The organism is Streptomyces sp. NPDC047971 (genome assembly GCF_040653355.1).
Lineage (GTDB): Bacteria > Actinomycetota > Actinomycetes > Streptomycetales > Streptomycetaceae > Streptomyces.
Genome location: NZ_JBEZNW010000006.1, coordinates 236755 through 262989, shown reverse-complemented (window position 1 = coordinate 262989; position 26235 = coordinate 236755). Strand labels below are relative to the sequence as shown.

The following is a 26235-nucleotide window of genomic DNA, read 5'->3' as shown; positions in this document are numbered from 1 at the left end:
GCGGCCTTGTAGGTGCCGTCCTTGATGATCGCGTCCAGCGCTTCCTTCAGCGCGTCACGCAGCTGGGTGTTCTTCTTGTCCACCGCGATACCGAAGAGGCCGGCGTCCGTCTTGTTGGCGATCGCCTCGAAGTCGTTGCCGCCGCCCGCGGTCTTCGCGATGTACGCGGCGACCGGGGAGTCGTTCAGGTCGGCGACGGCGCCGCCCGCCTTGACGCGGGTCTGGGCCTCGGCGTCGGTCGGGAAGGACTCGAAGGTGAGGGCGGGCTTGCCGTCCTTCTTGCACTTCTCGGCCTGGTCCTTGGCGGCCTGCTCGTAGGTGGTGCCGCGCTGGACGGCGAGCTTCTTGCCGCACAGGTCGTCCAGGGACTGGATGTTCTCCGGGTTGCCCTTCTTCACCAGGATGCCGGTGGAGGCGGTGAAGTAGTCGACGAAGTCGACACCGGCACCGGTCTTCTGGCCCTTGTCGTCGAGACCCTCCTGGCGCTCCTTGGTGTCGGTCATCGAGGACATCACGATGTCCGTGCGACCGGTCGGCAGCGCGGTGAGCAGGGTGTCGAAGGTGCCGCTCGTGAACTGGAAGTTCACGCCGAGCTGCTTGGAGAGCGCCGCGGCGATGTCGGGGTCGACACCGACGATCTTCTCGCCCTCCTTGAACTCCATCGGGGCGTAGGTGGCGTCCGTACCCACCTTGATGACGCCGGCCTTCTGGATGTCGGCGGGCAGCTTGGAGAAGAGCGGGGCGTTGGAGGCAGCGCCGGTCTTGGTGCCCTCGGCGGAGCCGCCCTCGGTCTGGTCGCCGCAGGCGGTCATCAGCATGGAGCCGGCGACCGCGATGGCGGCGACCGCGGCAAGACGGGAGGTGCGGGTCTTGGCAGCGGTCGTACAGCGCGTGGAGCGTGCGGTCATGGTCGGGTTCCTCCGGCGTATGAGGGAGTTGCCTAGGCCGCGCGCACGCACCTTCGGGTGTCGCGACCTCGTGTGATTACGGGCATCTTGCCATTCGGACCAGCTGAATCGTGCGGCTCCGCATGTCAAAATCGGATAACGGGTGACCCCCGAATCACGACAGGCCGGTACATCAGGGCCGGACCTTCTTCGGAGATACCGTGTTACCACCGGAAAATCTCCGGTCTATCTCGCCATTCGGACGATACGAAGGCCACGATCCGGCGTACGGCATACCGTGTCCGGACATTCGATGATGCGCCTGCTCCGCGCAAGGTGCCAATGCGGCCGTATGAGTCGCATCACCGCTCCGAATTGGACTCGTCTACGGTGTCGTACGTCCGGTAAGAAGGATCCTTACACCCCTCATCCGGGGCTCAGGGCGCGTTGTGCGGCGCGCCCGCGCGGTTGCCAGACAAGGCGACCGCGGGACCCGCCCACCCCTCCTCAACCAGGAGTGGCCACCCTCAAATGAAGAAGACTTAAGGGGTCAACCCAATGGCAGCGGAGATCGTCAATCCTCGCAGCGACAGTGGCACGGAAGGGGCTCAGGAGCCCTTCGATCCGGCCTTCGCGCTGCACCGCGGCGGCAAGATGGCCATCTCGGCCACGGTGCCGCTGCGTGACAAGGACGACCTGTCCCTCGCGTACACGCCCGGCGTCGCCAAGGTGTGCACCGCGATCGCCGAGCAGCCGGAACTGGTCCACGACTACACCTGGAAGTCCCAGGTCGTCGCGGTCGTGACCGACGGTACGGCGGTGCTCGGACTCGGAGACATCGGCCCGGAGGCGTCGCTTCCGGTCATGGAGGGGAAGGCCATCCTCTTCAAGCAGTTCGGCGGCGTGGACGCGGTGCCGATCGCGCTCGCCACCACGGACACCGACGAGATCGTGGAGACCGTCGTCCGGCTCGCCCCCTCCTTCGGGGGAGTGAACCTGGAGGACATCTCGGCGCCGCGGTGCTTCGAGATCGAGCGCAAGCTCCAGGAGCGCCTCGACATCCCCGTCTTCCACGACGACCAGCACGGCACGGCCGTGGTCACCCTCGCCGCGCTCCGCAACGCGGCGAAGCTGACCGGCCGCACCCTCGGTGACCTGCGCGGAGTCATCTCCGGCGCCGGCGCGGCCGGGGTCGCGATCGCCAAGTTCCTGCTGGAGGCGGGGCTCGGTGACGTGGCCGTCGCGGACCGTAAGGGCATCGTGAGCCTCGACCGGGACGACCTCACCCCGGTCAAGCGCGAGCTCGCGGAGATCACCAACAAGGCGGGCCTCTCCGGCTCCCTGGAGACCGCGCTGGCCGGCGCGGACGTCTTCATCGGCGTCTCCGGCGGTACGGTCCCGGAGGCCGCGGTCGCGTCCATGGCGCCGAACGCGTTCGTGTTCGCCATGGCCAACCCGAACCCGGAGGTCCACCCCGACGTCGCGCACAAGTACGCGGCCGTCGTGGCGACCGGTCGTTCGGACTACCCGAACCAGATCAACAACGTGCTCGCGTTCCCCGGCATCTTCGCGGGCGCCCTCCAGGTCCGGGCCTCCCGGATCACCGAGGGCATGAAGATCGCCGCGGCCAACGCGATCGCGGACGTGGTCGCGGACGAGCTCTCCGCCGACCGAGTGATCCCCTCGCCGTTCGACGAGCGGGTCGCCCCGGCCGTCGCGGCCGCCGTCGCGGCCGCGGCCCGCGCCGAGGGCGTGGCGCGCCGCTGACGCGTCGCACACTCCGTGAAGGGCCCCGTCCTGGTCTCAGGGCGGGGCCCTTCCGCGTGCTCCGGCCGGGAGGCGCGGCAGGGACGTGCGGCAGGGACGTGCGTCACAGCGGCGTGCGGTTCCGCCGCGGGCCCGGCGACCCTACGCTCATGGTCATGTTCGCTGCCTACGCCGCCCGAATCGACCGCGACCAGCCGTTGAACGGCCTTGAGCTGGGGGAACGGCCCGAGCCCGAGGTACGGGCCGGGTGGACCACCGTCACCGTCAAGGCCGCCTCCCTCAACCACCACGACCTGTGGTCGCTGCGCGGTGTGGGCCTGCCCGAGGAGAAGCTGCCGATGATCCTCGGCTGCGACGCCGCCGGCATCGACGAGCACGGCAACGAGGTCGTCCTGCACTCCGTCATCGGACAGTCCGGCCACGGAGTGGGCCCCGACGAGCCGCGCTCCATCCTGACCGAGCGCTACCAGGGGACCTTCGCCGAGCGCGTCACCGTGCCCACCTGGAACGTGCTCCCCAAGCCCAAGGAGCTCTCCTTCGAGGAGGCGGCCTGCCTGCCGACCGCCTGGCTCACCGCGTACCGGATGCTCTTCACCAACGCCGGGGTGCGCCCCGGTGACTCGATCCTCGTGCAGGGCGCCGGCGGCGGTGTCGCCACCGCGGCGATCGCGCTCGGCAAGGCGGCCGGTCTGCGGGTCTTCGCCACCAGCCGTGACGAGGCCAAGCGCAAGCGGGCCGTCGAGCTCGGCGCCGTCGAGGCGTACGAGCCGGGGGCGCGGCTGCCGAAGCGCGTGGACGCGGTGATCGAGACGGTCGGAGCGGCGACCTGGTCGCACTCGGTCAAGTCGCTGCGGCCCGGAGGAACCCTGGTCATCTCGGGCGCGACCAGCGGCGACCGGCCCTCGCACGCCGAGCTGACCCGGATCTTCTTCCTGGAGCTCAAGGTCGTCGGCTCGACCATGGGCACGAAGGACGAGCTGGAGGACCTGCTGTCGTTCTGTGCCGCCACGGGAGTGCGGCCGGTGATCGACGAGGTGCTTCCGCTGGACCGGGCCCGCGAGGGCTTCGAGAAGATGGCCTCGGGCGAGCTCTTCGGAAAGATCGTCCTGACCAACTCTTGATGGATCGTCAGATCCACTGATGGGATCTCCGGCATCGCGCTCACACCGTCGTGCCGGAGGTTCCCATGTCACGAACGACCCTTGCCGCGGGCGCCCTTGTCGCCGCGCTCCTCGCCCCCACGGCCGCCCACGCCGGTACCGGGGCCGACGCGGGCGCCGGCATACCCGTCCTCACCGACGAACGCGGACGCACGCTCACCCTGCGGGGCTGGAACGTCGAGGACAAGGCGAACCGGGGCGAGCAGGCCCTCGACGCCATCACCGAGCGGCACTTCCGCGACATGCGGGCCAAGGGCTTCAACTTCGCCCGGCTCCTCGTCTTCTGGGACGACCTGGAACCGCGGCGGGGCCACTACAGCGAGAGCTATCTGCGCAGGATCGAGCGCGTCCTGGACTGGGCGGAGAAGCACGACGTCCATGTCCTCCTCGACGCCCACCAGGACGTCTTCGGCCCGGCCTTCGGTCACCGGGGCGTGCCCGCCTGGGCGACCAGGACGGACGGACTGCCCTTCACCCCGCACCCCGACGACTGGTTCGCCGAGTACTTCGAGCCGGCCGTGCAGCGCGCCTTCACCCATCTCTACGAGGACGAGGACCTGCGGCGCGCGCAGGCCCGGATGTGGCGGGTCCTCGCCGACCGCTTCGAGGACCATCCGGCCGTCCTCGGCTACGACCTGATCAACGAGCCGATGGGGGAGCTGCGCGAGGGTGAGGACCTGCCGACGGCCGCCCGGCGGATCGAGCGCGACCAGCTGACGCCGATGTACAACCGGCTCGCGGATGCCGTCCGTTCGGTGGACCGGGACGCGTGGATCTTCGTCGAGCCCACGCCGATCGTCGGCGAGGGCGTGCCGACGGGACTCGGGAGGATCGACGACCCGAAGATCGTCTACGCCCCGCACTTCTACAACACGGCCATGGAGGCGGGCGCCGACTACGACCCGGCGGCCGGCTGGATCGAGACGTACGAACAGGCCGTGACGCGGTACCCGAAGGAGTACAAGGTCCCGGTGGTCGTGGGGGAGTGGGGGCCGCTCAACAACTCCCTGCCGAACATGAACCGCTTCTACCGGGACGCGATGGCCTCCCTCGGCCGGTACGGCAGCGGGTGGGCGGGCTATGTGTGGTGCTACGGCGGCGGCTACTGCGCCGTGGACGGCTCCGGTGCCTTCCGTACGAACAAGGAGGAGACGGCGCAGCCGTACGCGGAGGCGGTCGCGGGCGCGGTCCGCTCCTCCGGCTACGACTCCGGGACCGGGGTCTACCGGCTGGAGTACGACTCCGGACGGCGCGGCTCGCGGGTGACGGAGCTGTCCCTTCCCCCGGGTGCCTGGCGCATGGCGGCCGGGGGGAAGGCGGTCGTGCTGCGGAAGGACGCGGGCCGTGCGTGGGTGGTGGCGGCGCCGGGAGCCCGGGTGACGGTGACCGTCACCCGGGGCTGACGGTGCGCGGGACCGTCGCGCGGCGGGGTGGCAGCCCCGCCGCGGTCGGGGTCCGTGCCGGGGCGGCGGGCGTGTCTCCCGCCGCCCCGCGTCGGATCAGCGGGTCTGCTCGCCCGCCCGGTGCAGCAGCGCGGTGATGTGCGCCGCCGCCGTGGACAGCCGGTGACGCGTGTCCGCCAGCTGCGCCGCCGTCACCCCGTGGTCGCGGGCCGCGTCGCGGATCTCGTCGCGGAAGCGGTCCAGGAGCCGGTCCAGATCACGGGCCGGGTCGCCCGTCGACTCGGTGTCGGCGGCCCACTCCGGCGCGGCGGCTGTGGTGTCGGCGGCCGGCCGGGAGCCGGCGCCGTCCCGGGTGGGGGGCGCGGCGGCCGCGGTCGGGTCGGCCGCGGTCGGGTCGGGCGCCGACGCCTTGGGGTGCGTCGTGCCCGTGACCAGGCCGCCCAGCTGGGCGGTGATGTCCGAGATGCCCTCCCAGACGCCCTTCGGCCAGTCGCCGCGCGCGAAGCGGTCCTGGACCTCGTCCTGGACCTGCTTGGCGATCCGCTGGAACTCCTTGGCCTGGCGGCGCGCCGACTGGGCCTCCGCGCGGGCCTGTCGGGTCTGCTCCCGCCACTCCTGCTTGGCGCGGCGCAGCTCCTCCTTGGCGTCGGCGAACGAGGATTCCTTGCGCCGGGTCTCGCCCGCCGCCGCGCGCATCTCGCTGCGCAGTTTGCCCGCGGCGCCGCGCACGTCGTCTCGGATCTCGGCGGCCAGCTCGGAGACCGACTCGCGGATCTCCAGCTCCAGATCGGCCAGTTCGCCGCCGCGGCCGGCGAGCTCCGCGCGGCCCGCGTCGGTGATCGAGTACACCTTGCGGCCGCCCTCGGTGGCGTGGGTGACCAGGCCCTCGGCCTCCAGCTTGGCCAGCCGGGGATAGACCGTGCCCGCGGAGGGTGCGTACAGCCCCTGGAAGCGCTCCTCCAGGAGTCTGATCACCTCGTAGCCGTGGCGGGGCGCCTCGTCGAGGAGCTTGAGGAGATAGAGGCGCAGTCGGCCGTGGGCGAAGACGGGCGGCATGTCACAGCACCTTTCCGGTGGAGGCGGCTTCGAAGTCGTCGGACGCGGCCGCGTCCGGGCGGCGGAGCAGGGCGATCGAGCCGGAGACCGTCGTCGCCCTGAGAGTGCCGCGCCCGGCCCCGAGGGTGCCGGTGATGCTCTTGGCGCCCCACTGCCCGTCGACCCGCAGGTCGTCGAAGGCGTTGGAGACGGAGCCGCTCGTCGTGTTCGCCTCGACGCGGGCGTCCGCGGGGTGCGGGAGCCGGATGGCGACCTCGCCGGAGACGCTGTTCAGCCGGATGTCGGCGGGCGGGCCGTCCAGGTCCCCGGCGTCGAGGTCGATCACCATGTCGCCGCTGAGGGTGTCGGCCTTCACCGCGCCCGCCGCCTCGATGACCGTCACGTCGCCGGTCACGGAGTTCACGCGCAGCGCGCCCGTGACGGACTGGGCCTCCAGGCTGCCGGAGACGCTCTCGGCGTGGACCGGGCCGGAGAGCCCGACGAGCGTGGTGTCGCCCGTGACGCCCCGGACGTCCGTGCGTCCCTTGATGCCGGAGACGACCGCGCCGGCGCCGATCACGCCCACCTCGACGTCGGTCCTGGCGGGGACCGCGACGGAGACCACGGCATGGCGGCGGTGTCCCACCCGGTCGAGCCACTTGAGGATGCCCTTCCACTGCAGGTCCTCGTAGGTGACCGTCAGGGTGGAACCCTCCTGGGTCACGACCAGCGGCGGGCCTTCGACGGAGGAGACCTCGAGGCGGGCGGTCGGCTCGTCGGTGCCCACGACGTTCACCGTGCCGCCGACGATGCGGACGCGCAGGCGCGTCACGGGCTCGGTCAGCGCGAGTTTCACAGGCTCGGCCACGGACCACTCTGTCATCGTGCTGACCTCCGGCTTCTGGGACGCAACATATCGCGTCTCTTGATGAACACGATATATCGCGGTGCCGGGAAGTCAACCCCGTCCCCCGGTGGTTCGCGAGGTCATTACCCCTCGTACATGGACAAATTGACCTAGCGTGGGGCCATGAACGCGACATCCGGACCGCGCCCCGCCGGGGCGCTGCTGCTCTGCCGTGCCGAGCCCGCGGCCGTACGCCCGCCGGCCCAGCTGCTGCGGGAGCAGCTGCTCCTCGCCCCGGCCGGAACGGAGTGGAGCGTCATCGTGCCGGAGGGGAAGCCCTGGCTCCACGGCGGCGAATCCGTCGAACGGGTCGTCACCGGCTGGGCCACCGCACTGGCCGTCTCCGCCGCCACCTGGCCCGTCCTCGCGCTCTGGTGGGACGCGGACCGGGCCGGCTACACGCTCGCCGCGGGATTCCGCCGCACGGTCGGCTACACCTGGCTCGCCGACGGCACCCCCGTCGGCGAGGACGAGGCCATGCGCACCTTCGCGGCCCGGCTCGCCCTCGACCCCGTCCTGGACGTCCAGGAGCTGGAGCCGCTCACCGGGCCCGACAAGGAGGCCGACGCCCATGCCAGGCTCATCGGTCTCACCGCGGTCCTCACGCGTTCCGGCCTCGACCTGCCGACCGGGATCACCCCCGGAGAGAGCGCCGACCGGCTCCGCTCGGTGGCCCTCGCCCAGGGGGCCGAACAGCTCGAATGGCACGGCTGGCGCGACGCCGTACGCGCCGAACTCGACGCGGTGGAGGGCGGCCGGATCGGCCCGTACGTGCGCGGTCCCAGGGCCCGGCTGCTCGGTGCGGTCCAACTCGGGGCGGGGCTGCCGCTGCTCGCCTGGGGCGTCGGACGACGCAGCGCCGGCTGGGCGGCGGCCGGGGCGCTGCTCGTCGCGCACGGGGCGCTGGGTCTGGCCTACGACCGCCTGCGCGGTCGCTGACCCGGAGGAGTGTCCCTCCGTGCGCGACGCCGACCGGCGCCCGCCGCCCCGGAGAAGGGGCCCTTTTCGGGCCGCGCGAGCGCGGCCGGATCGCCGAGGGCTTCCACGCGCGCGACGCCGACCGGCGCCCCGGAACAGGGTCCCTACGCGCGCGACGCCGACCGGCGCCCGCCGTCCCGGATCACTCGTCCTCGTCCTCGTCGTCCAGACGCGCCAGCCAGGTCGCGAGGCGCTCCACCGGCACCTCGAAGTCGGGGTTGAGATCGACGAACGTCCGCAGCTGCTCGGCCAGCCACTCGAAGGTGACCTCCTCCTCGCCGCGCCGCTTCTCCAGTTCCTCGATGCCACGGTCAGTGAAGTACATGCGCTCAGGATAGGCCGTGGGTCCGATGGGACCCTCGCGCTCGTCGGTGGCAGGGACTAGCCTTCTTCATCATCGTTTCGGGGAGCGGGGGGCCGCTGTGACGCATGGGATCGCTCGTATACGACTGGACGACGGAACACCGGTGTGGGCCAGGGTCAGCGAACCGGCCGAGCTGGAACGGGGCGGCGGTTTCGAGGACACCGGCGTCGGCGACCGGGTCGTCTCCATGGCCGGCGGACTCACCGACGTGGTGCGCGGGGTGGTCGGCTCCCTGCGGGCCGGACTCTCCCCGCAGGCGCCGGTCGAGGTCGCGGTCACCTTCGGCATCGAACTGTCCGCCCAGGCGGGCAAGGTGATCAGCGTCCTCGCCGAGGGCGGCGGCACGGCCTCGATCTCGGTCTCCCTGACCTGGACCGAACCGGGCCCGGCGGCCGCCCCGGACGCGCACACCCCCGACCCGGCACACGCGCCGGGCCCGGCAGCCGTTCCCGGACCCGCGCCGGCGCCCGACACAGGGCCGCACCACCGCTCGGCGGCCGATGGCGCCGTATGAGCGCCTTCGAATCCCTCGTGCGCCCCGCACTGGTACGCATCGCGGCTCCCGGGGACGGGTATGACCCGCACGGCGACCGGTACTGGGGCACCGGCTTCTTCATCGCCCCCGGCTGGGTGCTGACCTGCGCCCACGTCGTGGCAAAGGGGGGAGGCGCGGTGTGGAGAGGCGAGCGGGCCGTCGGCATCGTCTGGGAGGGCGGTGTGACGACCGGCGAGGTCGCCCTGGCCAGCCCGCGCCCCTCCGTGCCCGAACAGGGCCTCGACACATGGGACTTCCCCGACCTGGCGCTCGTCCGCGTCCCCGACGTCCAGGACGTGAGCTGCGTACGGCTCAGTGAGCGGATGCCCGTGATCGCCGAGCCGATCCAGGTCAGCCTGCACGGCTGGTCCCGGGAGACCGGCAGGCTGGGGATCCGCGACGCGGTCGGCGAGATCCACGGCGTCGACGGAGAGGCGCTGCTGCTGCGGGGGACGCAGCCGGTGAAGGGGCTCTCCGGCGGACCGGTGGTCGACCTGAACCGCGCGGCCGTCATCGGGCTCAACAAGGGGCGTGGCGCGGACGAGGGCGCCGCCGTCCCCATCACCTCGCTGCGCCGGCTCCACCGGGCGCGCGGCGGCCGGCTGCTCTCCGACGTCATCCGCGAGCACGACCGCCACCACCTCGCCCGCTACCGCTCGCTCTCCGAGGACTCCGACTGGACCAGGGCGCAGATCAGACACCGGCCTCCCGCCGTCACGGGCCTCGACCCCGGACGCCGTATCCACCTCTACGGCCGGCTCGCCGAACTGCCCCCGCCGGGCGGCCCCGGCGACGTGCTGCACCTCGTCGACGAGGTGCGGGAGCAGACGGTGGGGCTGAGCGTCCGGCCCCTGCTGGAGGACGCCCCGCACACCTGGCGGGAGGGCGTCGGACTGCTCCAGGAGCTCCACGACCCGCACCAGGAACCGGCCTCCGACCCCAGCCTGAACGCGGTGCTCGTGTACGCGGCCGGGGTCGCCCGGCACGTCAGGGAGCGGCACGGGGACAGCGCGGCGATCCGGAGCCTGGGCGCCTGGGTGACCGACGCCGCGGCCGGGACGCCGCTCGTCGTCCGGCAGACCGTCGCGGGGCTGCTCGGCCCCGGGCGGCGCGGCGGATCGCGTGCGGTCCCGGACGCCGGTTCACGGGCCGACGTCCTGATCGAGATCGACTCCCCGCGCTACGGCAGCCTGTTTCCCTGGCGGGTGAAGCTGCTCTTCGACGGGCACACGATCAGACCGGTGGACGGGAACGACGTGGGTGTGGAGCGGGACCACCTCCACGAGACCCTGCGGGAGCCGCTCGCCAAGGCACTGGCCCTGGGCGACCGCGGCGAGCACCTGGCCGCCGTCGAGGCCCTTCTGCCGCGCGAGCTCTTCGACGAACCCATCGACACCTGGCGGCTGTCGCCCGACGACGAACTCTTCGACGAACGCTCGCTGCCCCTCGGCCAGCGCCGGATCGTCGTCATCCGGGACCGGGCCCGCAACGAGCGGCCGCCGTCGCCCGAGTGGCACAAACGGTGGCGCACGGCGGGCCGGGGGCCGCTCACGGCGGTTCCGCTGCGTGCCGAGACGCTCGGCGCGGGAGGGGACGCGCACACGGCCCGCGTCCGCCGGGAGACCCCCCGACAGGCATGGGTGCGACTCTCCGAGGCCGAGGACGGCTCCGTGCCCGTCTTCTGCGGCCGGACGGGAAGCGGCGAAGGGCTCAAGGCCATGGCCGCCGCGCTGGCCGCGGGGCACCCGATCGCCCTGTGGCGGACCGGGGCCCACGATCACGCGGACTGCGTCGACTTCCATGAGCGGGCCGGCCGGCTGCTCGCCGGAGTGGGCAGGGCGGAGGTGCTGCACGCGCCGGTCCTCTCGCTGCGCAAGCGCGTGGCCGCGGACGCGGACGTCGACCCCGACGGGTACGACGACTTCGGCCCCGACCCCGACACGCACGCGCCCACCGGCGCCGGGGAGGGTCCGCCGGCCGCCCCTTCCGAGCATGCCTGGGCCTCGACCCTCGCCGTCCTCTTCGACCCGCCCGACCGCCCACCGCGCGAAGACCCGCTCCAGGGCCCGCGGATGATCGGCGAGGAGGGCTGGTGACCGTGCGAACACCGGGACAAATCGACCGGAATTCGCGTCGGCCGCGCCCGTGGGCGGGCGGTACGTTCGACGCGCCGGTCCACGACACCACAGCCAGAAGGAGTTCATCGTGACCGATTGGCGGATCTACCGTGGTGCCGGCCACCCGCACGACGAGATAAGGCGACTGCCCGCCCCGCCGCCCTGGCGCGACTTCTCCACCGGAGGGGCCGACGACACCCTCGCCGGCCGTGACCGGCGGCTCGGCGTGCGCCGCCGGCTGGTCCAGAACCACCACCCCAGGCCCGCGGAGACCGACGCCGTCAACGCGGCCCTCTATCTGCGCAGGCCGCTGCTGGTCACCGGGAACCCCGGTACGGGCAAATCCACTTTGGCCCACGCCGTCGCCCACGAACTGGGCCTCGGCCGCGTGCTGCGCTGGCCCATCGTCAGCAGGTCCACCCTCCAGGACGGGCTCTACCGCTACGACGCCATCGGCCGCCTCCAGGACGTCCAGCTGGAGCGCGCCCAGGCCGGATCGACGGTGCCCGCCGCGACCCCGGCCGGCATCGGCTCGTACATCAGGCTCGGACCGCTCGGCACCGCGCTGCTCCCCTCCGCGCAGCCCCGGGTCCTGCTCATCGACGAGCTCGACAAGAGCGACCTCGACCTGCCGAACGACCTGCTGAACGCCCTGGAGGAGGGCGAGTTCGCCATCCCCGAGCTGGAGCGCCTCGCCGACCGGGAGCCGGTGGTCGAGGTGCTCGACGACGACGGCCGCAAAGTGCCCGTCCAGGGCGGCCGCATCCGCTGCTCGACCTTCCCGTTCATCGTCCTCACCTCCAACGGCGAACGGGACTTCCCCGCCGCCCTGTTGCGCCGCTGCATCCGTCTGGAGCTGGAACCGCCGGGCGAGGAGCAGCTCGGCGCCATGATCGAGGCCCACCTCGGGCCGGACGCCGCCGCGGCCGAGGAGGACCTGGTCGGCCGCTTCCTGAACCGAGACCCCGGCGAGGTCATCGCCACCGACCAGCTCCTGAACGCGATCTACCTGACCCAGCACGCCCCGCGCGCCGAGCGGGTGACCCGGGAACGCATCGCGGACATGCTCATGCAGCCGCTCGATCAGCCGAGGTGATGGCCGGATGCACCGGATGCATCTGGAGGAGCTCACGCGCCGGCTGCGGGCGAGCGGCCACGAGCCGACCGCCGAGGAGGTCGCGGACGCCGTCTGGCTCGCCCAGTGGCTGCCGACCGCCTCCCCGGATCCGGCGGACCCGGAAGCGGACCGATCCGCGGACCGGCCCGAGGGCCCGTCACGCCCCGACGAGCGGACGGAGGGGCGAGATTCGGCCATCGACGGCGTCGACGGCATCGACGAAGGGAGGGGCGCCCGAAACCCTCCCGGTGCGGGCGACGGCGACGGCGACGAAGCGGACCGCGAGCCGGACACGCGCACCGGCGCCGACGACGCGACGGGATCCCACCGTGCCTCCGACACCGTCGCCCTCTCGCTCCACGTCCGCCCCAAGGACTCCGGCAGGGGCGTGACGCCCCGTCGACGCACGGACCGCGGCAGGAACCTCCCCGTCCGCGCACCAGGCGCCAACGCCCTGCCCGGACTCCTCGGACTCCAGAAGGCGCTCCGCCCGCTGCGGCACTACGCCCACTTCCCGCTCCGGCCCGGCGAGGGCCTGCTCGACGAGGAGGCGACGGCCGAACGCAGCGCCGCCGCCGGCATCCTCACCACCGTCCTGCGCCCCGCCGCCGGCCGCCGCCCCGACATCCAGCTCCTCATGGACACCGGCCCCGCCATGGTCGTCTGGACCAGGATGGTCGAGGAACTGCGCCAGGCCTGCCAGCAGTCCGGAGCCTTCCGCGACGTCCGGGTCCACCGGCTCTACGACACCGGCGAGGGCCCGCCGCGGGTCACCACCACCTCCGCGGCCGACGGCCGGCCCCGGCTGCGCCCGGGCGACCAGCTCCACGACCCCACCGGCCGCCGCCTCACCCTGATCGTCAGCGACTGCGTCGGCCCGCTCTGGCAGCGCGGCGCCGCCCAGCAGTTCATCCACCAATGGCCCCGCCGGTCCCCGCTCGCGCTCGTCCAGCCGCTGCCCCCGAGGCTCTGGCCGCGCACCGCCCTCACCGTCGAACCGGGCCTGCTGCTGCGCCCCTCCGCCCCCGGCGGACACACCGGCTTCCAGCCGGACGAGGAGCCCTGGGAGCCGCTCGCCGCCGACACGCGCGCGGTGCCCGTGCTCACGCCCACGCCCGAGGCCTTCGCCTCTTGGGCGAGGCTCCACGGCGGCCACGGCTCCGGAGGCGTCCGCGGCTGGGCGGCCATGATCGCCCCGGAGGCGCTGCGGGAGGCCGCCCCGGACCCCGAACCCGGCCGTGCCCGGGTCCCGCGCAGCGACGAGGAACTGCTGAGGGCCTTCACGGCCGGCGCCTCCTCCGGCGCCGTACGGCTCGCCGTGCACCTCGCCGCCGCCCCTCTCGCCCTCCCCGTCATGCAGCTCGTCCAGCGCGCGATGCTGCCCGACACCGGCCCCATGGAGCTGGCCGAGGTGCTGCTGAGCGGTCTGCTCCGACAGCTCCCCGGCCCCGCGCCGTACCCCTGCTTCAGCTATCCGCCCGGCGTCCAGCAGCACCTCCTCGGCTCCCTCGACCGCAGCGCCGCCGCGCTCGTGCTCAAGCACTGCTCCGAGTACGTGGAGCGCAATTTCGGCCAGGGGATGCGCAACTTCCCGGCGCTCGCGGCGGCCGGACTGGCGGGGCGGCCCATCGAGGACCCGTCGGCCGTTCCCGGCACGGTGGAGGCGACCGACGAACCCACCGGCCCGGTCGGCACGGAACCCGAGCTCTTCGCCCGCATCCCCGCGCGCGTGCTCCGCTTCTACCACCCCGACCTGATCACCCCCGACCCGCTCGCCGCGGCGCGACGCCTGCTCGACCAGTGGCGCAGCCAGTCCGACCCCTCGCTGCTGACCCGGGCCCGGCAGCAGGCCGAGGCCGCGCTGCCGGAGCACCCCGTCGAGGCCGGGATCCTGCTCGGACGCGTGCTGTACGCCGAGTCCGGCACCGCCGCCGTCCAGGGTGCCGAACGCCGCCGCGACCTGCTCACCCGCGCGCTGGCCGAACTCGAACGGGCCGCCGGCCTCGCCGAGCCGGGCGGTGCCGAGTGGGCCGAGGCGAGGCTGGAGCAGGCCGTGGCCCACCACGGGCTGTGGCGCCAGACCTCCGACGTCCGGCATCTGGACGAGGCCCTCGCCGCGCTGACGGGAGACGTGCCGGAGTGGCCCGAGGCGCACCACCACACCCTCCACCTGCGCCGCGGACGTCTGCTCCTCGCCCGTGGTGACGGACCGGCGGCGGCCGCCGAGCTCACCACCGCACTCTCCCTCCGGGAGAGCGGCCCCGCGCTCCTCGACCTCGCCGAGGCCCTGCAGCTCGCCGGCGCCGACCCGGCCGAGATCACCCCCGTGCTCGGCCGGGCGGGAGAGCTGCTCGGCGACGCAACGGCCCTGCGGCTGCGCTGGACGAGGGCGCGCGCCCGGCTCCACGACACGACCGGCGACGGAGCCGCCGCGGACGCCGCCTACGAGGAGGCCACCCTGCTCGCGCCCGCCGACAGCGAGCAGCGCGGGCAGATCCTGATGACCTGGGGCGGATCCCTGATGCGCCGCGCCGCGGCCGCCCCCGGCCAGGCCCCCGTGGACCGCGCCGAGGGCGTGCTGCGCGAGGCCCTGACCAGCCTCCCGGCCGACGCCCCGCAGCGCGCCCGGGCCCGGATCCTGATCGGCAGCGTGCTGGCCCTGCGCTTCCACCGCGCCGGGTTCCTGCCGGACCTCTTCGAGAGCCGCCACCTCCTGGAGCAGGCCGTCCGCACGACGCGGGACATGGGACTGCGCTCCGAGGTGTGGCTCCAGCTGGGACGCGTGCGGCTGGAGTTGAGCGAGACGGCGCGTGACGGGGCGCTGGGCGACGCGCTCACGGCGTACGAACGCGCCTGGGAGGACGCCAGGGCCGCCCACGGCGAGACACCCGGCACGATCACCGGCGCGCGCGCCTTGCACGCACAGGGGGCCGTCCTGTGGCTGATGGGCCGCGAGGGCGGGGCGAGGAACGCGCTCGCGGCGTCGGCCCGGCAGTGGCAGCGGCTCACGGCCGCCCTGGTGGAGGTGGACTGGACCGACGTCGAACGGAACAGGGCACTGCTGGCGGAGGTGAGCGACCACCAGGGGCCGCCGCGGGCCCGGCCGTCCGGCGAGGAGCGCCGCCGGATCGCGCCGCCGTGGTGGCCCTGGAGCGACACGACATAGACCGTGGGGAAGGCGCCACGAGAACGGCTGGATAACGGGGGCGTGAATGGGCGCAGTTGAGTCGAACGGGTTTCCGTCTTCCTGGCGTCGGGAAGAACCGCTCCGCCGCTACGACCGTGGGGGACTGGCGTCGGTGAGGAGGAGCCGAGCGTGTTGGAGCACATGGAGCGGGTTGCCGGTGTCGACCAGGGCGAGGGCCGCCCACCGCACCTGCCCGATCTCACCGCCGTCGACCTGCGGACACTGCGCTTCATGGACGATCCGGCGCTCACGGTGGCCGTCGAGCGGATCCTGTGGCAGCCCCGCGATCTCGCCGAGTCCTGGAACGAGGGCGCCCTCGTCGACAACTGCACCTCGGGCGGCGGTCATTGACGGCCGAGGCCGTCTCCACCAGCTGTTTCCGGCCAGAAGCGGACGCGCGTCCGCTGTCCGGCCGGGGAGCCGGGGATGACCCTTGCCCCGCCGCATGCCGCGGCCCTCGCGGAGCTGGCCCGTACCCGCTCCGCGACCCGTAGCGCCGCCCTGCTGCGCTCGACCCTGCATGCCCGACGTCTGCTGCTGCTGAAGGCCCTGTCGGTGCGGGTCCACCGGCACCGCGACGCCGTGGACGCGGCGGTGTTCCGGCGCTTCGCCGAATCCTGGGGGCTGCTGGAACGGGTCGAGGACCGTCATCCCGGTGTCGTCCGCGACCTGCTCGACTACCCCACGACCGGCACCTGGCTGGCCACCGCGCTCATGGAACCGCTCGGGCCCGGCCTCGACCGGCATCTCGCCCGGCTCGACATCCTCGCCGTCACGGCCGCCCTGCGGTCCGGGGCGCCCCTCGACGTCACCGTCGACGCCCCGGGCGGTGCCCTCTCGCTGCCCGGTGTCGGAAGGCTGCGGGCGGCAGGCGCGGGGCGCGTACGGATCCGGGCCCGGTCCCGCACGGTCCTGATCCAGGGCCCGACGCGGCGCGCGCCCGTCGTCCTCGTGCTCGCCGACCGGCGGAGCGGCGCGCTGACCGGCGGGGGACCCGGCTGGACCGGGCTGCGGGTCCTGAGCGGCTCGGCCGCCCGCCTCGACGACCTCGACCCCTACCGGGTGCCGCCCGGAGGCATCGGCAGCCCGGCCCGCGCGGGATCGGAGCACGCGATGACCGACCGGGCCGCCTGGTCCGCCTGCTGGAGGTCCGCCCAGGACCTCCTGGCGCGCACCGACCCCGCCCGGGCCACCGAGGTGCGCCGCTCGGTCCGGGCACTCGTGCCGCTCGTCTCCCGTGGCCCGGGCTCCTCGGGGGCCACGCTGAGCGTCGCCCCCGGCGCCGTGCTGACCTCGCTGCCGTCCGGGGCGCAGGACATGGCCGAGACCCTGGTCCACGAGGTCCACCACGGCAAACTGGCCACGCTGCACGAGCTCGTACCGCTGTATCTGCCGGGACGGGCCGCCGTGCACCGGGTCGGCTGGCGGTCCGATCCGCGGCCCATCGCGGGCGTGCTCCACGGCGCCTACGCCCACCTGGCCCTCACCGACCTGTGGCGGCGCGCGGCCACGGCCGAAGGGGTGCCGACACCCTGGCGGATCAGCGCGGGGCAGCAGTTCGACCGTTTCCACGATCAGGTGGATGACGCTCTGACGATCCTGCTTGAATCAGATGAACTGACCAGTGAGGGGCGGGAGTTCGTCCATCAAATGAGGCTGCACCACGCGAGCCTGGGCGCGGCCCCGAGGGCGGCTGGGTAACACTGTGCCAAGGGCGCATGACACTGCGTTGCGCGGCAGTGGGACGGGAGACGTACAGATGGCGGAACAGCGGTCGGGTGGCGGCGCGGCGGCGGAGTACGGAGGAAGGGCCGCGCCGGGGCACGTCCTCGTGGTCTTCCCCGGATACCACCGCCCGTGGTCGGCCTGGATCGGCCAACGCCTCGAAGCCCACGGCGTGCGCACGACAGCCCTGCGCTGGGACCCCCCGCGCGAGTCGGCGCTGGAGGACTCCCTCGGCGACCTGCTGCTCGCCCGCGGGCAGGTCCTGCTCGTCCTCGACGACTGGTTCTTCCAGCTCGGCCCCCGCGCCGCCGGCGAATGGAACGACGTGCTGCGCGGCTTCGTCGCCGCCAACGCCGAACGCTTCGCCGCCGTCAACCTGACCAACCGCACCCTCCTCCCGGCCACCGCCGTCCTCGAACCGGTCAGCCTCTGGGGCGTCGGCGAGGAGGAGGCCGAAGCGCGGCTGCTCAGCAGACTCGGTATCGAACCGCGCCGCTCGGCGGGCCGCCGGGTCCCGCCCGGGGCGCTGGTGCGCTACCCCGAGACGCCCCCCGACATCTGGGGCGAGGTCCCCCGTCGCAACCCCCGCTTCACCGGCCGCGACGACCTGCTCACCGAGCTCCAGGAACGGCTCATGGACGCCGACCGGGGCAGCGCCGCCTGCACCCTGCTCGGCATGTCCGGCATCGGCAAGACCCAGATCGCCGCCGAGTACGCCCACCGGTTCAGCCCCGACTACGACGTCATCTGGTGGGTCAACTCCGACGACCGCAACATCCAGCGCGACCGATTCGGCGAACTAGCCGTCGAACTGCGCCTGTCCAGCGGCAACGAGCCCGGTGAGCGCATCCGCGCCGTCCGCGAGGCCCTGCGCCGCGGCGACCCGCACGCCCGCTGGCTGATCATCTTCGACGGCTGGGACGACACCGACGGCGCCAACGTGATGCTCCCGCAGGGACCGGGCCATGTGCTCATCACCTCCCGCAACCGCGGCTGGGGCGATCACACCGACATCCTCGAAGTGCCGAGCTTCGACCGCGCCGAGTCCACCGGCTACCTCATGCGCCGCGCCCCGCACATCTCGGCACCCGAGGCGGACGAGGTGGCCGCCGAGTTCGGCGACGTGCCCCTGCCGCTCGTCCAGGCCGCGGCCTGGCTCGGCGAGTCCGGCATGGAGGTCCCCGAGTACCTGCGGATGGTCCGCGACGGGCGGCTCTCCACCGTGGACGAGCCGTCGAGCGACGGCTTCCCCAACGCCTCGCTCACCTCCTGGTCGATACTGATCAACCGGCTCCGACGCGCCCAGCCGCAGGCCATCGACGTGCTCAGCCTGTGCGCCTCCTTCGCCCCCGGCCGCATCCCCCTCGGCATCGTCCGCGCCTACCCGCAGGCGGACCTCCCCGAGGACCTCCGCTGGATGGTCACCGACCTGCCGGCCTGGACCCGCGCCCTCGACACCCTGGTCAACTACTCGGTGCTCAGCCGCGAGTCACGCGGCCCGGTCACCAGCGTCGAGGTGGGGCCGCACCAGGAGTCCGTGCACATGCACCGGCTCGTCCACGACATCGTCGCCCGGCTCACCGACGGCGAACACCGAGAGGCCCACCGCAAGGCCGTCCGCACCCTCCTCGCCGAGGCCGACCCCGGCAACCCGATGGACAGCCGGCACTGGCCCAGGTACGCCGAACTCCTGCCGCACCTGGAACCGTCCGGAGCCCTCTCCAGCCGCAACCCGCGCGTCCAGACGGCCGTGCTCAACTGCCTGCGCTACTGCTTCCGCAGCTCCGAGTTCCGGGCCGGAATCCGCCTGGCGGAGAAGATCCGGGACCACTGGTCCACCTTCATGGACCCGGTGAGCCCGGAGATGCTGGAACTCACCGTCCAGGAGAGCTACATCCTGCGCGCCTTCGGCCGGTTCCGGGACGCGTACGAACTCGACATCGCCGTCCGCGACCGGCTCGACGCCGCCGGGACCAGGGACGAGCTCGGCTCGCTGCGATCCGCCGTCTCCATCGCCAGCGACCTGCGGTTCCTCGGGCAGTACCAGGAGTCGGAACGGATCCAGCGCGAGGCGTACGCCGAGGCCCAGCGGCTCCTCGGCGAAACCGAGTTCCTCACCCTCGTCGCCGGCCACAACCTCGGTGTCGTCCTGCGCATGCTCGGCCGCTACCGGGAGGCGTACGACCAGGACGTCACGTCGCTGGCCCGCAGCGAGAGCGTGCTCCGCACCCGGCACGCCCACACCCTCAACTCCAGCAACGCCGTCGCCCAGGACCTGCGCCTGCTCGGCAACTACCGGGAGGCGCTGGCCCGTCAGGAGGCCAACGTCCGGGTGCACGTCCAGGTCCTCGGGCCGCAGCACCTGCAGACCCTCTACGCCCGCGCCCAGCTCGCGCTCTGCCGCCGCCGCGAAGGCGGCTTCCAGCAGGACCTCGGAGCCACCATGGCCAGCCTGCTGGAACAGCAGGAACAGGTGCACGGCCGCACCCACTACTCCACGCTCTCCTCCATCAACAACTACGCCAACTACCTGCGCGAGCACGGCGACCTCGACCACGCGAGGGAGCTCAGCAGCGAGGCCGAGGCCGGCTACCGCACGCTCCTCGGCCCCGCCCACCCCGTCGCCACCGGCGTGCTCGCCAACACCGCGCTCGTCATGCAGGCGTCCGGCGAACGCGCCGACGCCCTGGCCATGCTGGAGGGAGCGCTCGCCGGTCTGACCGCCTCGCTCGGTCCCGACCACCCGTGGGCCCTCGGCTGCGCCCTCAACGCGACCGCCGCCCGCAACTTCAACGGACGGGTCGCCGACGCCGCCGAACTCAGCCGGGAGACCCTGCGCCGCGCCCGGCACACGCTCGGCAACGAACACCCGCTCACCCTGTCCTGCCAGGTGGCGCTCGCCACCGACCTGCGGGGGCTCCGCGAGGTCGAGGAGGCGGGGAAGCTGGAGGAGGACGCCCTGCTCACCCTCACCAGGACCCTGGGCGCCCAGCACCCGCACACCCTGTCGGCGCGCCAGCGCAACCGCCCCTACTGGGACTTCGAGGCCAACCTCGGCTGACCCGGACACGCCGGAGGCCCGGCGCCCCTCGCGGGGTGCCGGGCCTCCGTGCGCGGACGGAACAGCGGATCAGGCCTCGAAGACCTCGTTGACCAGCTGCTGCTGCTCGGCCTGGTGACGCTTGGCCGAACCGACCGCCGGGGACGAGGAGTGCGGACGCGAGATCCGGCGCAGGCGCTCGCCGTGCGGGATGTCGGCGCCGACCGCCAGGTCCAGGTGGTCGATCAGGTTCAGCGCGATGAACGGCCACGCACCCTGGTTCGCCGGCTCCTCCTGCGCCCACAGGTACTTCTCGGCGTTCGGGTACTTGGCGATCTCGGCCTGGAGCTCGGCACCCGGCAGCGGGTACAGGCGCTCCAGACGGATGATCGCCGTGTCCGTGACACCGCGCTTCTGCCGCTCGGCCTCCAGGTCGTAGTAGACCTTGCCGGCGCAGAAGACGACCTTGCGGACGGCGGCCGCGTCGACCGAGTCGTCGCCGATCACCGGGCGGAAGCCGCCGGTGGTGAACTCCTCCGCCTTCGACGCCGCCGCCTTCAGGCGCAGCATCGACTTCGGGGTGAAGACGATCAGCGGCTTGTGGTGCGGGTTGTGGACCTGCCAGCGCAGCAGGTGGAAGTAGTTCGACGGCAGGGTCGGCATCGCGACCGTCATGTTGTCCTGGGCGCACATCTGGAGGAAGCGCTCCGGGCGCGCGGACGAGTGGTCCGGCCCCTGGCCCTCGTAGCCGTGCGGCAGGAGCAGCGTGACGCCGGAGGTCTGGCCCCACTTCTGCTCGGCCGAGGAGATGAACTCGTCGACGACGGTCTGCGCGCCGTTGACGAAGTCACCGAACTGGGCCTCCCAGATGACCAGGGAGTCCGGGCGGGCCAGCGAGTAGCCGTACTCGAAGCCCATCGCCGCGTACTCGCTGAGGAGCGAGTCGTAGACGTTGTAGTGGGCCTGGTCCTCGGCCAGGTAGAGCAGCGGGGTGTAGTCCTCGCCGGTCTCCTGGTCCACCAGGACCGCGTGCCGCTGGCCGAAGGTGCCGCGGCGGGAGTCCTGGCCGGACAGCCGGACCGGGGTGCCCTCCATCAGCAGCGAGCCGATGGCGAGGGTCTCGCCGAAGCCCCAGTCGATGGTGCCGTCGTCGATGGAGGCCGCGCGACGCTGCATCTGCGGCATCAGACGCGGGTGGACCGTGATCCGCTCCGGGATGTTGACCTGCGACTCGGCGATCCGCTTCACGACCTCCTGGGAGACCGCGGTGGTGACGCTGACCGGGAACTCCGGCTGGGCGTCCGGGACGTGCGCCGGGGCCGGCGCCGAGGTGGCCTCGCGGACCTCCGCGAAGACCTTCTCCAGCTGGCCCTGGAAGTCCTGGAGCGCCTGCTCGGCCTCTTCCAGCGTGATGTCGCCGCGACCGATCAGCGACTCGGTGTAGAGCTTGCGCACCGAACGCTTCTTGTCGATCAGGTTGTACATCTGCGGGTTGGTGAACTGCGGGTTGTCGCCCTCGTTGTGACCGCGGCGGCGGTAGCAGATGAGGTCGATCACGACGTCCTTGTTGAACGTCTGGCGGAACTCGAAGGCGAGCCGCGCGACGCGGACCACGGCCTCCGGGTCGTCGCCGTTCACGTGGAAGATCGGCGCCTCGATCATGCGGGCCACGTCGGTCGCGTACATCGAGGAACGCGACGACTCCGGGGCGGCGGTGAAGCCGACCTGGTTGTTGATGACGATGTGGACCGTGCCGCCGGTGCGGTAGCCGCGCAGCTGCGACATGTTCAGCGTCTCGGCGACGACACCCTGGCCGGCGAAGGCCGCGTCACCGTGCAGGGCGACGGGGAGGACGGTGAAGTCCGTGCCGCCCTTGTTGATGACGTCCTGCTTGGCGCGGACGACACCCTCCAGGACCGGGTCGACCGCCTCCAGGTGCGAGGGGTTGGCGGTGAGCGAGACCTTGATCTGCTCGCCGTCCAGGCCGGTGAAGGTGCCCTCGGCGCCCAGGTGGTACTTCACGTCGCCGGAGCCGTGCATCGACTTCGGGTCGAGGTTGCCCTCGAACTCGCGGAAGATCTGCGCGTACGACTTGCCCACGATGTTCGCGAGGACGTTCAGGCGGCCGCGGTGGGCCATGCCGATGACGACCTCGTCCAGGCGGGACTCGGCGGCGGAGTCGATGACCGCGTCGAGCAGCGGGATGACGGACTCGCCGCCCTCCAGGGAGAACCGCTTCTGACCGACGTACTTGGTCTGCAGGAAGGTCTCGAACGCCTCGGCCGCGTTCAGGCGGCGCAGGATCCGCAGCTGCTCCTCGCGCTCCGGCTTGGAGTGCGAGCGCTCGACGCGGTCCTGGATCCACTTGCGCTGCTTCGGGTCCTGGATGTGCATGAACTCGACGCCGGTGGTGCGGCAGTACGAGTCGCGCAGCACGCCGAGGATGTCGCGGAGCTTCATCATCGACTTGCCGGCGAAGCCGCCGACCGCGAACTCGCGCTCCAGGTCCCACAGGGTGAGGCCGTGCTCGGTGATGTCCAGGTCGGGGTGCTTGCGCTGGCGATACTCCAGCGGGTCGGTGTCGGCCATGACGTGGCCGCGGACCCGGTAGGAGTGGATCAGCTCGAAGACGCGCGCGGCCTTGGTGACGTCGTCGTCGTGCGAGGCGTCGATGTCCTTGAGCCAGCGGACCGGCTCGTAGGGGATGCGCAGGGCCTTGAAGATGTCGTCGTAGAAGCCCTCCTCGCCGAGGAGGTAGTTCGCGACGACCCGCAGGAACTCGCCGGAGGCGGCTCCCTGGATGACCCGGTGGTCGTAGGTCGAGGTCAGGGTCATGACCTTGGAGATGCCCAGCTTGTTCAGGGTGTCCTGGGAGGTGCCCTGGAACTCGGCCGGGTAGTCCATCGAGCCGACGCCCATGATCACGGACTGTCCGGGCATCAGACGCGGCACGGAGTGGACGGTGCCGAGTCCGCCGGGGTTCGTCAGCGAGACCGTGACGCCGGTGAAGTCCTCCATCGTGAGCTTGCCGACACGGGCGCGCTTGACGATGTCCTCGTAGGCCTGCCAGAACTCGAAGAAGTTCAGCGTCTCGGCCTTCTTGATGCCGGCGACGACGAGCTGGCGGTCGCCGTTCGGCTTCACCAGGTCGATCGCGAGACCGAAGTTCACGTGGTCCGGCTTGACCAGGGTCGGCTTGCCGTCCTTCTCCGCGAAGGAGTAGTTCATCGACGGCATGGCCTTGATCGCCTGCACCATCGCGTAGCCGATGAGGTGCGTGAAGGAGATCTTCCCGCCCCGGGCGCGCTTCAGGTGGTTGTTGATCACGATCCGGTTGTCGAAGAGCAGCTTCACCGGGACGGCGCGGACGGACGTGGCCGTCGGCACCTCCAGCGAGGCGTTCATGTTCTTCGCGACCGCGGCGGCGGGGCCGCGCAGCGTGATCAGCTCGGGGCCCGCGGGCGCCTCGGCGGCCGGGGCCGCGGGGGCCTTGGCGGCGGGGGCGGCCTTCGCGGGCGCCGGAGCGGCGGCGGCGGGCTTCGCCGGAGCCGGGGCAGGAGCGGCCTTCGCGGGCGCCGGAGCGGCGGCCGGGGCCGGAGCGGCCTGGGCGGGCGCCGGGGCCGCGGGCGCGGCAGGTGCGGCCTGTGCGGGGCTCACCTGCGGCGCGACGGCCGGAGTCTCCGTGGCGCCGGGCTTGTAGTCGGCGAAGAAGTCCCACCAGGCACGATCGACCGAATTCGGGTCCTGGAGGTACTGCTGGTAGATCTCGTCGACGAGCCACTCATTGGCACCGAAGGCGGTCGCAGGGTTTTGACCCTGCCCGTCCTGGTCGGTGGAGGTACTCGAGTTACTGGGGGACTGAGACGACACGGCGGTAACCGCCCTCTTCCGCTTCACAAGGTGATGGACAGCGGAAATAAAGGCTACGCCTCCCTGGCCGAGAGGTGCAGGCCGGGCGCTCCAACGTCGCGCAAGTCACACTTGACGCGGTGTTTCAGAGCTGGGAATGGCGGGAAACAAGCGTGGTTCTGCCCTCTCGCGGGTACGCGAGAGCCGGGCTGCCATCCGCTCCGGGGAGCAACCCTGATCACGTCCTGACCATGTCTGGGCCAGGTCCAGTCCGGTCCTACCCATGTCCACGCAGAACGTGCGCTTCCAGTTCGACCCTACGTCAATCCCGCGCCGGAAGGCTTCCCGGAAGAGTGACCTGGATCCGGCAGCCGCGTGACGATTCGGCCACTCCGATCTCCCCGCCGTGCAGATCCACCGCCCAGCGGGCGATCGCGAGGCCGAGCCCCGTGCCGCCGTCGCTGCCCGGGCCGGTCTGGGCCGGCACCTGACCGCGGTTGAACCGCTCGAAGACCGTGTGCCGCAGGGACTCGGGGATGCCGGGCCCCTCGTCCTCGACTTCGAGCGCCAGGGAGTCCGGCCACGGCCCGCGGCGGGCCCGGACGGTCACGCGGCCGTGCGGCGGCGAGTGCTTCACGGCGTTGTCGATGAGGTTCGCCATCACCTGGTGCAGCCGCTCCGCGTCCGCGTGCGCGGTCAGCTCGGGCGGCGACACGTCGAGGTGGAGATGGACGTCCGTGCGGTTGTGCAGTCCGGACGTGGAGGACAGGCCGCGCTGGGACGCGGCCAGATTCGCCTCCCGGAGCACTCCCGAGAGATAGGGCCAGACCTCGAAACGTCGTGCCTTGAGTGTGACGACACCGTTGTCGAGCCGTGACAGGTCGAGCAGGGTCTCCACCAGTCTGCCGAGCCGTTCGGACTGTTTCAGCGCCGTCCGCATGGTCTCGGGGTCGGCCTCGGAGACCCCGTCCACCACGTTCTCCAGGACCGCCCGGAGCGCGGCGATGGGGGTGCGCAGCTCGTGCGAGACGTTGGCGACCAGCTCCTTGCGGTGCCGGTCGACCGCCTCCAGGTCGTCCGCCATGCGGTTGATCGTCGAGGCGAGGTCGCCCAGCTCGTCGCGGCGGTCCGCGCCGCGCACGCGCCGGCTGAAGTCGCCGCGCGAGATCGACCCGGCCACGGTGGTCATCTCGTCCAGCGGCGCCGTCAGGGACTGCGCCACGAACTGGGTGATCAGCAGGGTCGCGATCATCGCGAAGATCGTGATGTAGCGGAACTCCGTGGACGTGCGTATCGCCACCAGGGCCAGACCCGAGGTGAGCAGGACCGCCCCGACGACCAGTGTTCCCAGCTTGGTCTTGATCGAGATCAGGATCCGGCGCCTGCCGCGGCGCTCGGGGCGCGGCCCCCGTCGGCTCATGGCGCCGGGGTCTCCAGCGCGTATCCGACGCCATGGACCGTACGGATCCGCTCCGCCCCGATCTTCCGGCGCAGCGCCTTGATGTGGCTGTCCACGGTGCGGGTCCCCGAGGCGTCCGCCCAGTCCCAGACCTCCGCGAGCAGCTGCTCGCGGGAGAGGACGGCACGCGGCGTGTTCGCCAGGCAGACCAGCAGGTCGAACTCGGTCGGCGTCAGGTGCACGTCCTCGGCCCTGACGCGGACCCGTCGCTGAGCGTGGTCGATCTCGAGCTCGCCGAGCCGCAGGATCCCGCTGCGCGGGGTCACGGCGGCCAGTGCGGCCCGCTCCACCCGGCGCAGCAGCACGTGCACCCGGGCGGCCAGCTCGCGCATCGAGAACGGCTTGGTCATGTAGTCGTCGGCGCCGACGCCGAGGCCGACCAGCATGTCCGTCTCGTCGTCACGTGCCGTGAGCATCAGGACCGGGACCGGCCGCTGGGCCTGGACCCGGCGGCACACCTCCAGGCCGTCGAAGCCCGGCAGCATCACGTCGAGCACCATCAGGTCCGGCTGCCACGCCTCGGCCGCGTCGACCGCGGCCGGGCCGTCGGTCGCCGTCTGGACCAGGAACCCCTCGGCCCGCAGCCGCGCGGAGATCGCATCCACGATGGTCGTGTCGTCCTCGACGACCAGCACTCGCCGCTGCGCGCCCGGAGAGGGCGCCGCACCGTGATGAGTGGTGTGTGTCTGCTCCATTGCCCCGCCT

The 26235-nt window shown here is 72.4% G+C and carries 18 protein-coding genes; 11 read left to right on the top strand and 7 right to left on the bottom strand.

Annotation, left to right across the window (positions count from 1 at the left end):
* Window positions 1–908, bottom strand: a 908-nt coding sequence (locus tag AB0D99_RS09205; RefSeq protein ID WP_362358373.1) for an ABC transporter substrate-binding protein, incomplete at its 3' end; no start/stop codon positions are given.
* A 537-nt stretch (window positions 909–1445) separates the two neighbouring features.
* On the opposite strand from AB0D99_RS09205, the gene AB0D99_RS09200 reads away from it, so the two are divergent.
* The 3 genes from AB0D99_RS09200 (at window position 1446) to AB0D99_RS09190 (ending at window position 5217) form a co-directional block, all read left to right on the top strand.
* Window positions 1446–2654 (top strand): NADP-dependent malic enzyme, encoded by a 1209-nt coding sequence (locus AB0D99_RS09200; protein ID WP_362358372.1) that lies wholly within the window; start codon window positions 1446–1448, stop codon window positions 2652–2654.
* Window positions 2655–2809: 155 nt separating this feature from the next.
* Window positions 2810–3775, top strand: a complete 966-nt coding sequence (locus AB0D99_RS09195) for a zinc-binding dehydrogenase (RefSeq protein ID WP_362358371.1) — start codon at window positions 2810–2812, stop codon at window positions 3773–3775.
* 65 nt (window positions 3776–3840) lie between these two features.
* Window positions 3841–5217 carry a cellulase family glycosylhydrolase gene (locus AB0D99_RS09190; protein WP_362358370.1) on the top strand — a complete coding sequence of 459 codons (1377 nt, stop codon included), beginning with the start codon at window positions 3841–3843 and terminating at the stop codon, window positions 5215–5217.
* A 96-nt stretch (window positions 5218–5313) separates the two neighbouring features.
* On the opposite strand, the gene AB0D99_RS09185 is transcribed toward AB0D99_RS09190, so the two are convergent.
* Window positions 5314–6273 carry a helix-turn-helix transcriptional regulator gene (locus AB0D99_RS09185; RefSeq protein ID WP_362358369.1) on the bottom strand — a complete coding sequence of 320 codons (960 nt, stop codon included), beginning with the start codon at window positions 6271–6273 and terminating at the stop codon, window positions 5314–5316.
* A 1-nt stretch (window position 6274) separates the two neighbouring features.
* A complete protein-coding gene (locus AB0D99_RS09180) occupies window positions 6275–7135 on the bottom strand; it encodes a DUF4097 family beta strand repeat-containing protein (protein ID WP_362358368.1) in 861 nt (286 codons plus the stop codon).
* 147 nt (window positions 7136–7282) lie between these two features.
* Between AB0D99_RS09180 and AB0D99_RS09175 the strand changes: the two genes are divergently transcribed.
* A complete protein-coding gene (locus tag AB0D99_RS09175) occupies window positions 7283–8098 on the top strand; it encodes a hypothetical protein (protein WP_362358367.1) in 816 nt (271 codons plus the stop codon).
* A gap of 181 nt (window positions 8099–8279) precedes the next feature.
* Here the strand turns inward: AB0D99_RS09175 and AB0D99_RS09170 are convergent, their stop codons facing one another.
* A complete protein-coding gene (locus tag AB0D99_RS09170; protein WP_362358385.1) occupies window positions 8280–8489 on the bottom strand; it encodes a DUF6104 family protein in 210 nt (69 codons plus the stop codon).
* A gap of 70 nt (window positions 8490–8559) precedes the next feature.
* Here AB0D99_RS09170 and AB0D99_RS09165 point away from each other — a divergent pair, with 70 nt between their 5' ends.
* The 7 genes from AB0D99_RS09165 to fxsT all read left to right on the top strand — a co-directional run bounded on the left by AB0D99_RS09165 (window position 8560) and on the right by fxsT (window position 20243).
* Window positions 8560–9015 carry a CU044_2847 family protein gene (locus tag AB0D99_RS09165; protein WP_362358366.1) on the top strand — a complete coding sequence of 152 codons (456 nt, stop codon included), beginning with the start codon at window positions 8560–8562 and terminating at the stop codon, window positions 9013–9015.
* Window positions 9012–11132, top strand: a complete 2121-nt coding sequence (locus AB0D99_RS09160; RefSeq protein ID WP_362358365.1) for a trypsin-like peptidase domain-containing protein — start codon at window positions 9012–9014, stop codon at window positions 11130–11132. Before AB0D99_RS09165 ends, AB0D99_RS09160 begins: the two co-directional genes overlap by 4 nt.
* A gap of 109 nt (window positions 11133–11241) precedes the next feature.
* Window positions 11242–12249: a MoxR family ATPase gene (locus AB0D99_RS09155; RefSeq protein ID WP_362358364.1), complete on the top strand. Its 1008-nt coding sequence runs from the start codon at window positions 11242–11244 to the stop codon at window positions 12247–12249.
* Window positions 12250–12256: 7 nt separating this feature from the next.
* On the top strand, window positions 12257–15436 hold the full coding sequence (locus AB0D99_RS09150) for an SAV_2336 N-terminal domain-related protein (RefSeq protein WP_362358363.1): 3180 nt from the start codon (window positions 12257–12259) through the stop codon (window positions 15434–15436).
* A gap of 150 nt (window positions 15437–15586) precedes the next feature.
* Window positions 15587–15808, top strand: coding sequence for a hypothetical protein (locus AB0D99_RS09145; RefSeq protein ID WP_362358362.1), 222 nt, complete (start codon window positions 15587–15589; stop codon window positions 15806–15808).
* 75 nt (window positions 15809–15883) lie between these two features.
* Window positions 15884–17158 (top strand): HEXXH motif-containing putative peptide modification protein, encoded by a 1275-nt coding sequence (locus AB0D99_RS09140; protein WP_362358361.1) that lies wholly within the window; start codon window positions 15884–15886, stop codon window positions 17156–17158.
* 58 nt (window positions 17159–17216) lie between these two features.
* The gene (fxsT, locus tag AB0D99_RS09135; RefSeq protein ID WP_362358360.1) at window positions 17217–20243 is read left to right on the top strand and encodes an FxSxx-COOH system tetratricopeptide repeat protein; all 3027 of its coding nucleotides are present in this window, start codon (window positions 17217–17219) and stop codon (window positions 20241–20243) included.
* 69 nt (window positions 20244–20312) lie between these two features.
* On the opposite strand, the gene AB0D99_RS09130 is transcribed toward fxsT, so the two are convergent.
* The 3 genes from AB0D99_RS09130 to AB0D99_RS09120 all read right to left on the bottom strand — a co-directional run bounded on the left by AB0D99_RS09130 (window position 20313) and on the right by AB0D99_RS09120 (window position 26225).
* Window positions 20313–24092: a multifunctional oxoglutarate decarboxylase/oxoglutarate dehydrogenase thiamine pyrophosphate-binding subunit/dihydrolipoyllysine-residue succinyltransferase subunit gene (locus AB0D99_RS09130; RefSeq protein ID WP_362358359.1), complete on the bottom strand. Its 3780-nt coding sequence runs from the start codon at window positions 24090–24092 to the stop codon at window positions 20313–20315.
* Between the two features lie 301 nt (window positions 24093–24393).
* Window positions 24394–25491, bottom strand: coding sequence for a HAMP domain-containing sensor histidine kinase (locus AB0D99_RS09125; protein WP_362358358.1), 1098 nt, complete (start codon window positions 25489–25491; stop codon window positions 24394–24396).
* Entirely contained in the window at window positions 25488–26225 is a 738-nt protein-coding gene (locus AB0D99_RS09120) for a response regulator transcription factor (protein ID WP_362358357.1), read from the bottom strand. The genes AB0D99_RS09125 and AB0D99_RS09120 overlap by 4 nt, the downstream gene beginning before the upstream one ends.
* Window positions 26226–26235: the final 10 nt, after the last annotated feature.

Bases quoted from the DNA above. Each gene is read 5' to 3' on its own strand.
- AB0D99_RS09185 (WP_362358369.1), bottom strand. From the start codon at position 6,273: ATGCCGCCCGTCTTCGCCCACGGCCGACTGCGCCTCTATCTCCTCAAG.
- AB0D99_RS09125 (WP_362358358.1), bottom strand. From the start codon at position 25,491: ATGAGCCGACGGGGGCCGCGCCCCGAGCGCCGCGGCAGGCGCCGGATC.
- AB0D99_RS09140 (WP_362358361.1), top strand. From the start codon at position 15,884: ATGACCCTTGCCCCGCCGCATGCCGCGGCCCTCGCGGAGCTGGCCCGT.
- AB0D99_RS09160 (WP_362358365.1), top strand. From the start codon at position 9,012: ATGAGCGCCTTCGAATCCCTCGTGCGCCCCGCACTGGTACGCATCGCG.
- AB0D99_RS09150 (WP_362358363.1), top strand. From the start codon at position 12,257: ATGCACCGGATGCATCTGGAGGAGCTCACGCGCCGGCTGCGGGCGAGC.
- fxsT (WP_362358360.1), top strand. From the start codon at position 17,217: ATGGCGGAACAGCGGTCGGGTGGCGGCGCGGCGGCGGAGTACGGAGGA.
- AB0D99_RS09190 (WP_362358370.1), top strand. From the start codon at position 3,841: ATGTCACGAACGACCCTTGCCGCGGGCGCCCTTGTCGCCGCGCTCCTC.
- AB0D99_RS09120 (WP_362358357.1), bottom strand. From the start codon at position 26,225: ATGGAGCAGACACACACCACTCATCACGGTGCGGCGCCCTCTCCGGGC.
- AB0D99_RS09200 (WP_362358372.1), top strand. From the start codon at position 1,446: ATGGCAGCGGAGATCGTCAATCCTCGCAGCGACAGTGGCACGGAAGGG.
- AB0D99_RS09195 (WP_362358371.1), top strand. From the start codon at position 2,810: ATGTTCGCTGCCTACGCCGCCCGAATCGACCGCGACCAGCCGTTGAAC.
- AB0D99_RS09180 (WP_362358368.1), bottom strand. From the start codon at position 7,135: ATGACAGAGTGGTCCGTGGCCGAGCCTGTGAAACTCGCGCTGACCGAG.
- AB0D99_RS09175 (WP_362358367.1), top strand. From the start codon at position 7,283: ATGAACGCGACATCCGGACCGCGCCCCGCCGGGGCGCTGCTGCTCTGC.